Origin of the sequence: Pseudomonas libanensis, from assembly GCF_001439685.1 — a bacterium.
Classification (GTDB): domain Bacteria; phylum Pseudomonadota; class Gammaproteobacteria; order Pseudomonadales; family Pseudomonadaceae; genus Aquipseudomonas; species Aquipseudomonas libanensis.
Genome location: NZ_JYLH01000007.1, coordinates 284,647 through 299,416, shown reverse-complemented (window position 1 = coordinate 299,416; position 14,770 = coordinate 284,647). Strand labels below are relative to the sequence as shown.

Sequence of the window (14,770 nt, the reverse complement as noted above, 5' to 3'; positions counted from 1 at the left end):
CTTGCCACCTATAATGCCCACACTTCAATCCGCCTATCCACACTGAGAACTTATGGAAAACCTGGGTCTGGGCAAGGTCCTGCTCGTTGAGGACGATGAGAAGCTGGCAGGGCTGATCGCACATTTTCTATCGCAACATGGTTTTGAGGTACGGGTGGTCCACCGGGGCGATAAAGCCTTGGGGGCGTTCATTGAGTTCAAGCCGAAGATTGTCGTGCTCGACTTGATGCTGCCGGGCCAGAGCGGGTTGCATGTATGCCGTGAGATTCGCAATGTGTCGGATACGCCCATTGTGATCCTCACCGCCAAGGAAGATGACCTGGACCATATCCTCGGCCTTGAGTCCGGCGCTGACGATTACGTGATCAAGCCGATCAAACCGCCGGTGCTGCTGGCTCGCCTGCGCGCCTTGCAACGCCGTCAAGCGCCCGAACCGACGGTGCGCGGTGCCCTGGAATTCGGCCGCTTGTCGATCGATCGCAGTTGCCGGGTGGTCAGCCTGGGTGGCGAGAACATTGACCTCACCACCATGGAGTTCGAGCTGCTGTGGTTGCTGGCCAGCAGCTCGGGCAAGATTCTTTCGCGCGATGACATCCTCAATCGCATGCGCGGCATTGCCTTCGACGGCCTCAATCGCAGCGTCGACGTCTATATCAGCAAATTGCGCGGCAAGCTCAACGACAACCCCCGCGAGCCGGTGTGCATCAAGACCATCTGGGGCAAGGGTTACCTGTTCAATCCGTTCGCGTGGGAGGCCTAGATGCTGCGCTTGTATCTGCGCCTCTATGTCATCCTCGCGCTCGGCCTGGCCGGGTCGATCTGGCTGGTTAACTACGGCCTGGACGCGTACATGCCAGAGTCCAACGAGACCTATAACCGTGAAGCCCTGCGCGGCCCGGCCTGGGCGTTGGTGGAACAACTGCGACCGGTGCGGGGTGACGCGCGCCAGGCACGCCTGGCTGAGCTGCAACCGCATTATGGTTTGCGCCTGCAACTGGTGCCGCGCGACGCCCAGCACCTGAGCGAGCGCGAACAGAAGCTCCTGGCCAATGACCAGGTGGTGGTGCGCGAGGACTTCATGAAATTCCTGGCGCCCATCGACAACGGCCCGCAATTGCTTGAGATACAACTGCCGGAAGAACCCAAATGGCTGTACCTGTGGGCCTATGGCTTTCTGGGCGTGAGCCTGGCCGTTGTCCTGTATTTCTGGGTGCGCCCGCACTGGCGCGACCTGGAGCACATCCGCCTGGCCGCGCAACGCTTTGGTGACAACGACCTCGGTTCGCGCATCCTGCTGCCGCGTCGTTCCACCGTGCGCGAACTGGCCGGGCACTTCAACCAGATGGCCGAGCGCATCGAAAGCCTGATCGCCAACCAGCGCGAACTAACCAATGCCGTGTCCCATGAATTGCGCACACCGATTGCGCGTTTGTCGTTCGAGCTCGATCAGCTCAGGCAGCAAAGTGATCCACGCCAGAGCCGTGAGCTGATCAGCGACATGTACGCCGACCTGGGGGAGCTGGAGGAAATGGTTTCCGAGCTGTTGACCTATGCCAGCCTGGAGCGCGGCGCCACCCAGGTGACCCGCGAGAATATCGAGGCCCACAGCTGGCTCGACAGCGTCATTGGCAGCGTGGCCCTGGAGGCCGAGGCGGAAGGGGTGCAGTTGTCACTGCGCACCTGTGAGGTCGACTTTATCCGGATCGAGCCACGCTTTATGGCGCGCGCAGTGATCAACCTGTTGCGCAACGCCATTCGTTATGCCGACCGCCGTGTGGAGGTGTCGCTGGTCAAGTTCGGCAGCGGTTACGAAGTGCGGGTCAATGACGACGGTCCGGGCGTACCGCTGGAGGGCCGCACCAAGATCTTCGAACCCTTCCTGCGCCTCGACACCAGCCGCGACCGCCGCACCGGCGGCTTTGGCCTGGGTCTGGCACTGGTCAAGCGCGTGAGTCAATGGCATGGCGGGCAGGTGCAAGTGCTGGACTCGGAGTGGGGCGGGGCGTCATTCCGGATGACCTGGGCGTATGCCGAGTAACACTTTTTGAATACTGCGCAGGCTAAATGTGGGAGGGAGCAAGCCCCCTTCCACATTCTGATTGGGTTACCAACTTGAATCAGAAGGTGTATTCCACCATCCCCATCACCGACGTCTGCAAGCGCCGCTCCACAATCGGGCTCTTGCCCGCTTTATCCGCCAGGTACTGCACATCCAGCAAGGTGGAGAACTGAGTGTGCTCGTTGATCGGCAAGCTCCACACCAGGTTCATGCCATTGCTGATATTGCCGCCTGCGGCCTTGTATTCCTTGAAGCGGCTGCGGGCGGCCTGGCCGGTGGTCACGCCGTACCAGGTCTGCAGGTAGTCGCGGTCGCCGAAGTGGCTGTTGAGGCTGGCATCGACAGAGCCGAAGCGGCCTTCATACAGATTGGTGCCCAGGCTCAGCTCCAGGCGGGTGTAGGCCTTGCCGGTGTCTTTGTGGTCATCTTCCTTGAGCGCGTGTTCCAGGGTGGCGCCGATAATCACACCACCGAGGTTGTAGGCTGCGCTCATGCCCAATTGCGGGCGTGATTTGATTTCGCCCATGCCTTTGAGGCGTTTGGAGCCGGCATGCATGCTTTGGTTTTTATCTTTGCGAGAATCGCTTGCGCCGACGTAGGCGCTGAGGCTCAAGGCATTACCTTCATAGCCCCAGCCCAGGCCCGTGTCGGTGTCGAGGAAGATACCCCAGGGGCTGACGATTTTGCCGCCCAGCACGGGGGCTGTCATGCGTTCATCGCTGCCGCTGTAGCGGGGCGCATTGGCCACGCCGGCCTTGAGACTGTATTGCCAGTCTTCGGCCAGGGCCGTGCCGGCAGTGGCCAGCAGCCACAAGGAGGTGAATGACAGGCACAGGTTCTTTGGGTACATCAGGGGATGCTCCTGGTTAGAAATTCAGGGGGGTGTGGGGAGAGTGCGTACGTTTGAAGGAGTAGCCCGAAGCACTCAGGCCGTTGATCTGGCGGCTGACGGTGTCTCCCAGGCCGTAGCCGCTGCCGGCCAATACCGCATGGGCGTTGTCCACGGGCAGCAGGATGTAGTCGGTCAGTGGCTCGTCATGCAGTTGGCCGCGAATCACCAGGAAGCCCTCTTCCAGGCGCACGCTGATGCCGCTCAATGGCGCGTCGGGTTCATGGGTGTTAAGCACCTGGTAGGTGCCGATAGTGTCGGCCCACGCCGTGGGCAAGGGCGGTGCCTCGATGCGCTCGCCAATGGCGATGCGCTGGCCGTGACTGCGCGCAGTGAGTATCTGCCGGCCTTGAACTCTCACTACATCAAGCTGGATGCGACCCAGGTCGCCCAGGTCCTTGAGCCAGAAACCGAGCACCTTTTTCTGCGCGCGCAACCAGCCTTGGTCATCGCGCAATAACTCGAAGTCATAGCCGGCCAGTTCACCGGCCAGGCGTTCATGGTCATCCTTGATGCGGAACACCCCCCACGCGGTTGCGTAGAACCCGGCCAGGCGCTTGCGGTCAACGGCTGCCGGCACATGACGCAGCTTGAGGCCGTGGCTGGGGGCCTGGCAGTCGTCGGCGCAGACGGGGTCACCGGTCTGGGCCTCAAGCATCAGGCGCAGGCTGTCAGTGGACAGCGACACCACCATCTCTTCGGCATTGCTGTCGTTGGCCATGATGATCACGGCCAGTTGCTGGTCCGGCAGCAGGGTCAATTGCGCGGCGAAATCGTCGCCGCCACCGCTGTGCTGGTAGGTACGCACGCCCGGACCAATCGGCTCGTCACCACAGGGTGCGAGGAACCAGCCCAGGCCCATCTGGCAATCGAAATCCAAAGCGTTGCCGGTGTTCTGCTGGGTGAACATCGCGTCAATCGAGGCGCCTTCCAGCACCCGGTTGCCTTTGTAGCTGCCCTTGGCGAACAGCATCTGTACATAGTGGCTCAGATCCTTGGGGCTGGCCCACAGGCCGCCGGCGGCGAGGTCGCGCACCTGCGCGTCGGTGCTCGCGTTGCCGTCCTCATAGCCCCGGGCGCGAAAGCTCAAGTGCGCGCCGGTGCCGAGGAAACTGGACTGGTTCATCTGCAAGGGTTTGAACAGGCTGCTTTGCAGTTGCGCTTCGAAATTTTTGCCGCTGCTGCGTTCGATGGCGGCGCCCACCAGTGAATAACCGAGGTTGGAATAAGCCACCTGGGAACCTGGCAGGCTGCTCAGCCACACGCCCGATACGCGCATCGGCATTTGCCCCATGGCGTAGGTGCTGTGCACGTCGCGCAGATGTTCGCTGGGTAGACCGGATTGATGGCTGAGCAAACGCCGCAAGGTGATCGCACGGTCAGCCTCGGCCTGGTCGCTGTGAAAGCGTGAGCGTACGTAGAATTCGCGCAGGGTTTGCTGGATCGGCGCATCCAGTGCCAGGCGTTGTTGCTCTACCAGTTGCAACGCCGCGGTGGCGGTGATCAGTTTGGAGATGCCGCCGGCACGAAACGCCGTGTTGGGTGTGACCGGCACGCCCTGGGCCTTATCGGCCACGCCAAAGCCACGGGCCCAGATCAGCTCCTGGCCGTTGACCAGGGCAATCGACAAGCCAACTACATTTTCCCTCGCCATGTCCTTGGGAATGCGGGCTTGCAGGTAACGGATGATCGCGCCGTAATCGCCTTTTTGAATCGTCGGCGGGGCAGGCGGCTGCGAGTGGCAACCGATACTGCCGAGCAGGCAACCCAACAGCGGAATACCGCGCAATCTGCGAAACATGAAAGAGCACTCGATTGGTATTTGGATGCTCGAATGCTAGGGCTGCGGGGGCCAACAATCTTTGAGTGCTTTGTCGAGAAACTGTCAAAGACTGTTAACGGCCAACTGTTGGAGCGAGCTTGCTCGCGAAAATCGTAACGATGACGCGTGCTTGCTGAATGAACGTGGCGCCTTTGGTTTTTCGCGAGCAAGCTCGCTCCTACAATATCAGGGCATCAAGGTAGCGATCAGTGCGCGAATGGTCCCCGGCAGCGCCTCCAATTCGCGCACCAGGATGCTGCGCTCGCGAATCGCCCAGGGCTCGTCCAGCTTCACGGTCACCAACTGCATGGTGCGGCTGTGGCGCAGGGCAGCGGACTCGGGAATGATGCCAATGCCCACCCCGGCCTCGACCATCCGGCAGATCGCTTCGAAGCTCGAAACCTGGATGCGCAGCGACAACTGCTTGCCCAGGCGCTCAACGTGTTCGCGTAAAAAGCTCAACAGCGTGCTGCCTTCATGCAGGCCGATATGCTGGTACGCCAGGGTCTGCTCCAGGGTGACCGACGGCTGGTCTGCCAAGGGATGCCCGACCGGCACCATCAGCACCAGTTCATCGGTGCTGAAATGCAGCACCTGCAAACCCGATGCTTCTACGGGACCGGCAATGATGCCCATGTCACTGGTGCCATCGAGCACGCCGCGCACGATATCCCGGGACAGGCGCTCCTGCAGGTCGACGGTCACCCCCGGCCGCTGGGACAAAAAGCCCGCCAGCACTTCCGGCAAGAACTCGGTGACCGCCGTGGTGTTGGCGAAGATGCGGATATGCCCGGCCGAATCCACGCCGTATTGGGTGAACTCGCTTTTCAGGTAATCGACTTGGCGCATGATCAACCGTGCGTGGTGCAACAGGCGTTCGCCTGCCGGGGTGATCTCCACTCCACGGCTGTCGCGGTACAACAGGCGGGTGTCGAGCTGGCCTTCCAGGGCCTTGATCCGCGCACTGGCGGCGGCCGGCGAGAGGAACGCCCGCTTGGCGCCCTGGGTCAGGCTGGGGGATTCGGCGATATGGATAAACAGGCGCAGGTCGGCGAGATCAAAATGCATGGTGGCTCCGGGATGAGCACGGTTCCTGTGGGAGCTGGCTTGCCTGCGATAATGGTGTGTCAGTAACGGAAATGCTCACTGACATACCGCTATCGCAGGCAAGCCAGCTCCCACATTGGTTCACGGTGTGGCTGTAAGCGTTCAGCATAACCGAACGCTGGTTTATTGAAATGCAAATTCTCAGAACGGCCAGACCCTTGCATGATCCGCAGCAGACACCCACTGCCTGAGGATCTGCACCCGATGAGTGCCACTGATTGGATCGGCCGAAGTGAAACTGCCCACGACCACCTGAGCCATAACCTGCTCAAGCGTATCGCCGCTACGTTCGGCGAAAGCGTGCCCGCTGAGGGCGAAGCCGTTGCGCCACTGTGGCAATGGTGCTTCTTCCAGGACCCACTGCCGGAATCGGCCTTGGGCAGCGACGGTCACCCGGCCCGTGGCGGCTTCCTGCCGCCGGCCGATAATCGCAATCGCATGTGGGCCGGTGGGCGTATTGAATTCCTGCACCCGCTGCGTGCCGGCGAGGTGGCCACCCGTGTGTCGACCATCACCCAAGTCGAAGAAAAGGCCGGGCGCACCGGCTCCTTGCTGTTTGTCACTGTGCGCCATGACTACTCCCAGGACGGCCGCCTGGCGATCCGCGAGGAACAGGACATCGTTTACCGCGAACCGACACCGCCCAAGCCCGGCAGCGGCGATGCCCTGGCCCAGGGCGAGTGGACGGAGACGGTCGAGCCGACGCCCACCTTGTTGTTCCGCTACAGCGCCGTGACCTTCAACGGCCACCGCATCCACTACGACTACCCCTATGTCACCGGTACCGAAGGTTATGCCGGCCTGGTGGTGCATGGCCCGCTGATCGCCACCATGAGCCTGCGCGCATTCTGCCGGGCGCATCCCGACGCGACGCTGCGTCGTTTCAGTTATCGCGGCATACGCCCGTTGATTGCACCGCAGCCATTTGAGGTGGGCGGGCGCCTCACCGCAACCGGGGTCGCAGAACTCTGGGCCGGCAATGCCGAAGGCCTGGCGCAGACCGCCCAGGTGCATTTCGAATAATCCAAGAACAACAGGCGGAGAGCCGTTAATGAACCCAAATGACAACGAAGAACTCAATGCCATCCGCGAAGGCGTGCGTGCCTTGTGCGCCGAGTTCGATGCCGCCTATTGGCGCAGCATCGATGAACAAAAGGGCTTTCCCGAAGCCTTCGTCAAGGCGTTGACCGACGCCGGTTGGCTGTCGGCGATGATCCCCGAAGAATACGGCGGCTCAGGCCTGGGGCTGGCCGAAGCCTCGGTGATCCTCGAGGAGGTCAACCGCTGCGGCGGCAACTCCGGCACCGTACACGGCCAGATGTACAACATGTTTACCCTGTTGCGTCACGGCAGTGAGGCGCAGAAACGCTTCTACCTGCCCAAGCTGGCCAGCGGTGAGCTGCGCCTGCAATCGATGGGCGTCACCGAGCCCACCACCGGCACCGACACCACTAAGATCAAGACCACCGCGATCAAGCGTGGCGACAAGTACGTGATCAACGGTCAGAAAGTCTGGATCTCGCGGGTGCAGCATTCCGACCTGATGATCCTGCTGGCGCGCACCACGCCCTTGGCCGAGGTGAAGAAAAAGTCCGAAGGCATGTCGATCTTCCTGGTTGACCTGCGCGACGCCATCGGTAACGGCCTGACCGTGCAGCCCATCGCCAATATGGTCAACCACGAGACCAACGAGCTGTTCTTCGACAACCTCGAGTTGCCCGCTGACAGCCTGATTGGCGAGGAGGGCAAGGGCTTCAAGTACATCCTCGATGGCCTGAATGCCGAGCGCACCCTGATCGCCGCCGAATGCATCGGTGACGGTCGCTGGTTTATCGAAAAGGCCAGCGCCTACGCCCGCGACCGCGTGGTGTTTGGCCGGCCCATCGGGCAGAACCAGGGCGTGCAATTCCCGATTGCCGAGGCCCATATCGAGATCGAAGCGGCCGACCTGATGCGCTGGCGCGCCTGTGAGGAATACGACAGCGGCAAGCACGCCGGGGCCAGCGCCAACATGGCCAAGTACCTGGCGGCCAAGGCGTCCTGGGAAGCGGCCAACGCCTGCCTGCAAACCCACGGCGGTTTTGGCTTTGCCTGCGAATACGACGTGGAGCGCAAATTCCGCGAGACCCGCCTGTACCAGGTGGCGCCGATCTCCACCAACCTGATCCTGTCCTACGTGGCCGAGCATTTGCTCGAACTGCCACGTAGCTTCTGAGGGCCTGAGCATGCGCGATACCCAGGCCCTGTGCCGTTTCCTCGCCGATCTGACTTACCAACAGGTGCCCGAGCCGGTACTGGCGCGCATCGAAGAGCTGTATCTGGATTGGCTCGCTTCGGCGCTGGCCAGCCAGGGCGCCCATCCGATTCCACTGTTCGAACGTTATGCGCAGAAGATGGGGCCGAGCAGCGGCCCGGCCCAGGTGATCGTCAACGGCACCGGCACCAGCGCGTATTTTGCCGCGCTGGTCAACGCGGCCTCATCCCATCTGGTGGAGCAGGATGACCTGCACAACAGCTCGGTGCTGCACCCGGCCACGGTGGTGTTTCCTGCCGCCTTGGCCGCTGCCCAGGACCTCAATAAATCAGGCCGCGAGTTGTTGTTGGCCTCGGTGGCCGGTTATGAGGCTGGGATTCGCATCGGTGAATTCATGGGCCGCTCCCATTACCGCATCTTCCACACCACGGCCACGGTCGGCACCCTGGCGGCGGCGGTCGCGGTGGGCAAGTTGTTCGATTTCAACCAGGAACAGTTCATCAACCTGCTCGGCAGCGCCGGCACCCAGGCGGCCGGGTTGTGGGAGTTCTTGCGCGATGCCGCCGACTCCAAGCAACTGCATACGGCCAAGGCCGCGGCGGACGGCTTGCTGGCGGCCTATCTCACCGCCGATGGCTTGACCGGCGCACGCAATATCCTGGAAGGCGACCAGGGCCTGGCGGCGGGCATGTCCACTGATGCCGAACCCGGCAAATTATCCGCCGGCCTGGGCAGCCGTTGGGCGCTGGTGGAAACCTCGTTCAAATTCCACGCCTCCTGCCGCCACACCCATCCAGCCGCCGATGCGCTGCTGGCGGTGATGCAGTGCGAAGGCTTGGGCGCCGCACAGATTGCTCGAGTACAGACCCGCGTGCATCAAGGCGCCATCGATGTGCTCGGTCGAGTGACGGTGCCGACCACGGTGCACCAAGCCAAATTCTCCATGGGCACCGTGCTCGGCCTGATCGCCGTGCATGGCAAGGCTGGACTGCCTGAATTTCATGAACTGGCGTTGAACGACCCCGCCGTCGCGGCCTTTCGCGACAAGGTCAGCATGACTCTCGACCCCGAGGTCGATGCTGCCTACCCGCAACGCTGGCTGGGCCGCGTCACCGTCACCACCACCGATGGCCGCACGCTGCATGGCGCCATCGACGAGCCCAAGGGTGACCCGGGCAACACCCTGAGCCGCGCCGAACTGGCGGATAAGTTCCAGCGCCTGACCCACTTCAGCGGTGCCCGCACACCGGCCCAGGCCAATGGCCTGATCGAGCAGGTGTGGAACCTGCGTCACACCGCGTCCATGGCCCATTGGCTTTGAGGGATTTGTCATGAGTAATCAACGACCGCTGGACGGCATTACCGTCGTCAGCCTGGAACACGCGATTGCCGCGCCATTCTGCACCCGTCAATTGGCCGATCTCGGCGCCCGGGTGATCAAGGTCGAGCGTCCCGGTGCCGGTGACTTTGCCCGGGGCTATGACGAGCGCGTGCGTGGCCTGGCGTCGCATTTCGTCTGGACCAACCGTTCCAAGGAGAGCCTCACCCTGGACCTCAAGCAGGACGAGGCGGGCGCCATACTCGAGGCGCTGCTCGCCGATGCCGATGTGCTGGTGCAGAACCTGGCCCCCGGCGCGGCGGCGCGCATGGGCTTGTCGTTCGAGGCACTGCATGAGCGTTTCCCGCGGCTGATCGTCTGTGATATTTCCGGCTACGGCGAAGGCGGGCCCTACGAGAAAAAGAAAGCCTACGACCTGTTGATCCAGAGTGAAGGCGGCTTTCTCTCGGTGACCGGCGGCCGGGGTGACGAGCAAATGGCCAAGGCCGGTTGCTCGATCGCCGATATCTCCGCCGGCATGTACGCCTACAGCGGCATTCTGTCGGCACTGCTGCTGCGCGGCAAAACCGGCCAGGGCAGCCGCATCGACGTGAGCATGCTCGAAAGCCTGGTGGAGTGGATGGGTTACCCGATGTACTACGCCTTCGACGGCGCGCCACCGCCACCTCGTGCCGGCGCGGCGCATTCGACGATTTACCCGTATGGGCCATTTCCTACCGGTGACGGCGGTACGGTGATGCTCGGGTTGCAGAACGAGCGTGAGTGGGCGGCGTTCTGCAACAAAGTACTGCTCACCCCGATGCTGGCGACGGACGAACGTTTCAGCGCCAATTTCAAGCGCTCGGCCAACCGCGACGCGTTGCGCAAGATCATTGTCGCAAGCTTTGCCCAGTTGGACGCCGAGGCGGTGATCCAGCGCCTGGAGGACGCGCAGATCGCCAGCGCCCTGGTCAACGATATGCAAGGCGTATGGGACCACCCGCAACTCAAGGCCCGTGACAGCTGGCGCGAAGTCGACAGCCCGGCCGGGCCGTTGCCGTCGCTGTTGCCACCGGCACGCAATGCCGCGTTCACCCCGCGCATGGATGGCGTGCCGGCATTGGGACAACACAGCCAGGGTATCCTTGACCAGCTGGGTTATTGCGCCGACACCATCGACAGCCTGCGTGCACGCGGCGTTATCTAACCAGGAATTTCAGCGATGCCAAAGCCCTTAGTACGTTCAGCGTTATTTGTGCCGGGCAGCCGCCCGGAGCGGTTTGCCAAGGCCCTGGCCAGCGGCGCCGACGCGGTGATCGTGGATTTTGAAGACGCAGTGGAAGAACCGCTCAAGCGCCAGGCCCGGGACAACCTGGGGGTGTTTTTGCACGCCCATCCCGGAGCCCAGGTGTGGGTGCGTATCAATGCGCCGGAGCACGCCGAGCATTTTGAAGATGTGGCGTTCTGCAAGGCCCATGCAAATGTCGCGGGTGTACTGCTACCCAAGGTTGAGAGCGCAGCCCAGGTCGCCGTAGTAGCTGCCACCGGCAAACCCATCTGGCCGATCATCGAAAGCGCTCGCGGCTTGTTGGCGGTGGCCGACATTGCCCATGCTCCGCTGGTGGAGCGGCTGTCGTTCGGTGGCTTGGACCTGGCCCTGGACCTCAACCTGAGCAGCCATTCGCGCGCCGCTGAGTTCGCCCTCGACCAGGCGCGCCTGGCGCTGATCGTGCATTCGCGCGCCGCTGGGCTGGTCGCACCGCTGGACGGCGTACACCCCGCCATCGACGACCCCGAGGGCCTGCGCCGCTCGATCCGGCATGCCTATGAAATGGGCTTTGCCGGGGCGTTGTGTATCCATCCCAAGCAAGTTGCGGTGATCCATGCAGCGCTGGCGCCGAGCGCCGAAGAGCTGGCCTGGGCCAGGCGGGTGGTGGAGGCGGGTGCCCATGGGGCAGGGGCTTATCAGATTGATGGGCAGATGGTGGATGCGCCGGTGTTGCTGCGCGCGCAACGGCTGCTGGCCGCCCAGCCCTGACTGCCGGAACCGTGAACAAAATGTGGGAGCTGGCTTGCCTGCGATAGCGGTAAAACAGTCAATGTCTGTGTTGCCTGACACACCGCTATCGCAGGCAAGCCAGCTCCCACACTGAATCGCGGTAAGGCTTCAGGTCTGCGTTCGGCCAGGCCGAACGCAGGTATCTAAAATTCGAAATTCTCAACACGCATCACATCAGGCACCTTGCCTGACAACACAACAATAAGAAGGTGATTTCCCATGCTCAAGCTTTCCCGGGCGCTGCTGTGCGCCGCCACCTTGTTTACCGCAGGCCTGGCCCATGCGGCAGACCCGATTGTGATCAAGTTTGCCCACGTGGTCGCCGAAAACACCCCCAAGGGCCAGGGCGCGCTGCTGTTCAAGAAACTCGCCGAAGAGCGCCTGCCCGGCAAGGTCAAGGTCGAGGTGTACCCCAACTCGTCGCTGTTCGGCGATGGCAAGGAAATGGAAGCGCTGCTGCTGGGCGATGTGCAGATGCTGGCGCCGTCCCTGGCCAAGTTCGAGCAGTACACCAAGCAAGTGCAGATCTACGACCTACCGTTCCTGTTCAACGACCTGGCCGCGGTCGACCGTTTCCAGGCCGCCGAGGGCAAGCAGCTGCTGACCTCGATGCAGGACAAGAACATCCTCGGCCTGGCCTATTGGCACAACGGCCTCAAGCAGCTCTCCGCCAACAAGGCCCTGCATGAACCCAAGGACGCCCGTGGCCTGAAGTTCCGCGTGCAAGCCTCCAGCGTGCTCGAGGAGCAGTTCAAGGCAATCCGCGCCAACCCGCGCAAGATGAGCTTCGCCGAGGTCTATCAAGGGCTGCAGACCGGCACCGTGAATGGCACCGAGAACACCTGGTCGAACTATGAAAGCCAGAAGGTCAACGAGGTGCAGAAGTACTTCACCGAGTCCAACCATGGCCTGATCGACTACATGGTGATCACCAACGCCAAGTTCTGGAATGGCCTGCCGCCGGATATCCGCAGCACCCTGGAGCAGGTCATGGTTGAGGTCACCGTCGAGGTGAACAAACAGGCCGAAGCGCTGAACCAGTCGGCCAGGCAGAAAATCATCGACGCCAAGACCAGCGAAATCATTGAACTGTCTCCAGAGCAACGTTCCCTTTGGCGCGAGGCCATGCGCCCGGTGTGGCAGAAGTTCGAAGGCGAGATCGGGGCTGATCTGATCAAGGCGGCGGACGCATCCAACCAGTAATCCCCTGTGGGAGCGGGCTTGCCCGCGATTGCGGTGTGTCAGTTGATACAACTGGCGGCTGGTCCACCGCTATCGCAGGCAAGCCACACACAGGTTGACCTGGCTTTTTACCTATCTCTGCCTCGCGAGGTTTTGCCATGCAAACGCTAAGGCGCGTCTGGGAGCACCTGGAGGAAGGCTTTATCGCTTTCCTGCTGGCCGCCATGACCCTGGTGACATTCGTCTACGTCATGCTCAACAACATCTACACCCTGTTCTTCGCCCTGGCGGATAAATGGGCCTGGAGCAGCAATTTCTTCAACGTCCTGGGCGACGGCACCATGACCTGGGCCCAGGACATGACCTGGAGCGTGGCGCTGACCAAGGCCATGTTCGGCTGGCTGATTTTCTTCGGCATTTCCTACGGTGTACGCACCGCCGGCCACCTCGGCGTGGACGCGTTGGTCAGGCTCACCAAGCGCCCGGTGCAACGCCTGCTCGGCATGCTCGCTTGCTTGTGCTGCCTGGCCTATGCCGGGTTGTTCATGGTGGCCAGCTACAAGTGGGTGAGCGCAGTGATGACCGCGCATATCGGCGCCGAAGACCTCGACCAGTTCGGCATCGATGTCGGCGACATCGTGGTGATCGTGCCCATTGGTTTTGCCTTGGTATTGATCCGCTACCTGGAAATTTTCTACCGCATCTTTACCCACCGCCAGGTCGGGTTGGGGTTGGCCGACGAGGCCGGTGAGGCCAGCAAGTTGGCCGGCAGCCATGAGGAGCGTCACTGATGGCCGTGCTCTGTCTGTTTCTGCTGTTGTTCGTGTTCATGTTCCTGGGCGTGCCGATTGCGATTGCCTTGGGGCTGTCCGGTGCGGTGTCGATTTTGATGTTCAGCCAGGACTCGGTGAGTTCCCTGGCGATCAAACTGTTTGAAACCAGCGATGCCTACACCTTCCTGGCGATTCCGTTTTTCCTGTTGTCCGGCGCGTTCATGACCACCGGCGGCGTGGCCCAGCGGCTGATCGACTTTGCCAATGCTTGTGTGGGCCACATTCGTGGCGGCCTGGCGATTGCGGCGGTGCTGGCCTGCATGTTGTTTGCGGCGCTGTCCGGGTCGTCACCGGCCACGGTGGCAGCAGTGGGTTCGATTGCCGTGGCGGGCATGGTACGTTCCGGTTATCCGAAGGAATTTGGTGCGGGCATCATCTGCAATGCCGGGACCTTGGGCATTCTGATTCCGCCGTCGATTGTGATGGTGGTGTATTCGGCGGCGACCGAAACCTCGGTGGGCAAGCTGTTCATGGCCGGGGTGATCCCGGGATTGTTGCTGGGCCTGATGCTGATGATCGCGATCTATATCGTCGCACGCATCAAGAAATTGCCGGCGCAACCACGGGCGACGTTCCGTGAGTGGCTGAGTTGCGCACGCCGGGCGTTCTGGGGCCTGTTGTTGTTGGTGATCATCCTCGGCGGCATTTACAGCGGCATGTTCACCCCGACCGAAGCGGCGGCAGTGGCAGCAGTGTATTCGGCATTTGTCGCGCTGTTCGTCTACAAGGACATGAAGCTGCGCGACTGCCCCAAGGTGTTGCTGGAGTCGGGGCGGCTGTCGATCATGCTGATGTTCATCATCGCCAACGCCATGCTGTTTGCCCATGTGCTGACCACTGAGCAGATCCCCCAGGAAATCACTGCGTGGGTGATCTCCGAAGGGCTGACGCCGATTGGTTTTCTGATTATGGTCAACGTGGTGCTGCTGATTGCCGGCAGCTTCATGGAACCGTCGGCCATCGTGCTGATCCTGGCGCCGATCTTCTTCCCGATTGCGATGAAGCTCGGCATTGATCCGATTCACTTGGGCATTGTGATGGTGGTGAACATGGAAATCGGCCTGGTGCACCCGCCGGTGGGGCTGAACCTGTTCGTGACCTCGGCGGTGACGGGGCTGACCCTGGGGCAGACCATCCGCGCGGCGATGCCGTGGCTGATGATTCTGTTGGTGTTCCTGATCATGGTCACTTATTTGCCGTTTATTTCCCTCGCACTGCCGCAGTGGCTGGGAATGTAATGGAGGAGG

The 14,770-nt window shown here is 61.9% G+C and carries 13 protein-coding genes; 10 read left to right on the top strand and 3 right to left on the bottom strand.

Features of this window, described 5'->3' with window-relative positions; genetic code table 11:
• Nucleotides 1-52 precede the first annotated feature (52 nt).
• Nucleotides 53-760: a response regulator gene (locus tag TU73_RS13870; RefSeq protein ID WP_057012708.1), complete on the top strand. Its 708-nt coding sequence runs from the start codon at nucleotides 53-55 to the stop codon at nucleotides 758-760.
• Nucleotides 761-2,038 carry an ATP-binding protein gene (locus TU73_RS13865; RefSeq protein WP_057012707.1) on the top strand — a complete coding sequence of 426 codons (1,278 nt, stop codon included), beginning with the start codon at nucleotides 761-763 and terminating at the stop codon, nucleotides 2,036-2,038. It begins immediately after the preceding gene.
• Between the two features lie 79 nt (nucleotides 2,039-2,117).
• On the opposite strand, the gene TU73_RS13860 is transcribed toward TU73_RS13865, so the two are convergent.
• The 3 genes from TU73_RS13860 to TU73_RS13850 all read right to left on the bottom strand — a co-directional run bounded on the left by TU73_RS13860 (nucleotide 2,118) and on the right by TU73_RS13850 (nucleotide 5,838).
• Nucleotides 2,118-2,909, bottom strand: a complete 792-nt coding sequence (locus TU73_RS13860) for a MipA/OmpV family protein (RefSeq protein ID WP_057012706.1) — start codon at nucleotides 2,907-2,909, stop codon at nucleotides 2,118-2,120.
• A gap of 16 nt (nucleotides 2,910-2,925) precedes the next feature.
• Entirely contained in the window at nucleotides 2,926-4,749 is a 1,824-nt protein-coding gene (locus TU73_RS13855; RefSeq protein ID WP_057012705.1) for a serine hydrolase domain-containing protein, read from the bottom strand.
• Nucleotides 4,750-4,956: 207 nt separating this feature from the next.
• Nucleotides 4,957-5,838 carry a LysR family transcriptional regulator gene (locus tag TU73_RS13850; protein WP_057012704.1) on the bottom strand — a complete coding sequence of 294 codons (882 nt, stop codon included), beginning with the start codon at nucleotides 5,836-5,838 and terminating at the stop codon, nucleotides 4,957-4,959.
• Nucleotides 5,839-6,081: 243 nt separating this feature from the next.
• Between TU73_RS13850 and TU73_RS13845 the strand changes: the two genes are divergently transcribed.
• The 8 genes from TU73_RS13845 (at nucleotide 6,082) to dctM (ending at nucleotide 14,761) form a co-directional block, all read left to right on the top strand.
• Complete coding sequence (locus tag TU73_RS13845; protein WP_057012703.1) at nucleotides 6,082-6,900, top strand: HTD2 family dehydratase; 819 nt, start codon at nucleotides 6,082-6,084, stop codon at nucleotides 6,898-6,900.
• 28 nt (nucleotides 6,901-6,928) lie between these two features.
• A complete protein-coding gene (locus tag TU73_RS13840; RefSeq protein ID WP_057012702.1) occupies nucleotides 6,929-8,092 on the top strand; it encodes an acyl-CoA dehydrogenase family protein in 1,164 nt (387 codons plus the stop codon).
• Between the two features lie 10 nt (nucleotides 8,093-8,102).
• Nucleotides 8,103-9,452 carry an MmgE/PrpD family protein gene (locus TU73_RS13835; RefSeq protein WP_057012701.1) on the top strand — a complete coding sequence of 450 codons (1,350 nt, stop codon included), beginning with the start codon at nucleotides 8,103-8,105 and terminating at the stop codon, nucleotides 9,450-9,452.
• Nucleotides 9,453-9,462: 10 nt separating this feature from the next.
• Complete coding sequence (locus TU73_RS13830) at nucleotides 9,463-10,656, top strand: CaiB/BaiF CoA transferase family protein (protein WP_057012700.1); 1,194 nt, start codon at nucleotides 9,463-9,465, stop codon at nucleotides 10,654-10,656.
• Between the two features lie 15 nt (nucleotides 10,657-10,671).
• On the top strand, nucleotides 10,672-11,487 hold the full coding sequence (locus TU73_RS13825) for an HpcH/HpaI aldolase/citrate lyase family protein (protein WP_057012699.1): 816 nt from the start codon (nucleotides 10,672-10,674) through the stop codon (nucleotides 11,485-11,487).
• 240 nt (nucleotides 11,488-11,727) lie between these two features.
• On the top strand, nucleotides 11,728-12,711 hold the full coding sequence (locus TU73_RS13820) for a TRAP transporter substrate-binding protein (RefSeq protein WP_057012698.1): 984 nt from the start codon (nucleotides 11,728-11,730) through the stop codon (nucleotides 12,709-12,711).
• 137 nt (nucleotides 12,712-12,848) lie between these two features.
• The gene (locus TU73_RS13815; RefSeq protein WP_057012697.1) at nucleotides 12,849-13,481 is read left to right on the top strand and encodes a TRAP transporter small permease; all 633 of its coding nucleotides are present in this window, start codon (nucleotides 12,849-12,851) and stop codon (nucleotides 13,479-13,481) included.
• Nucleotides 13,481-14,761 carry a C4-dicarboxylate TRAP transporter large permease protein DctM gene (gene dctM, locus TU73_RS13810; protein WP_057012696.1) on the top strand — a complete coding sequence of 427 codons (1,281 nt, stop codon included), beginning with the start codon at nucleotides 13,481-13,483 and terminating at the stop codon, nucleotides 14,759-14,761. The genes TU73_RS13815 and dctM overlap by 1 nt, the downstream gene beginning before the upstream one ends.
• The last annotated feature ends 9 nt before the right edge of the window (nucleotides 14,762-14,770 follow it).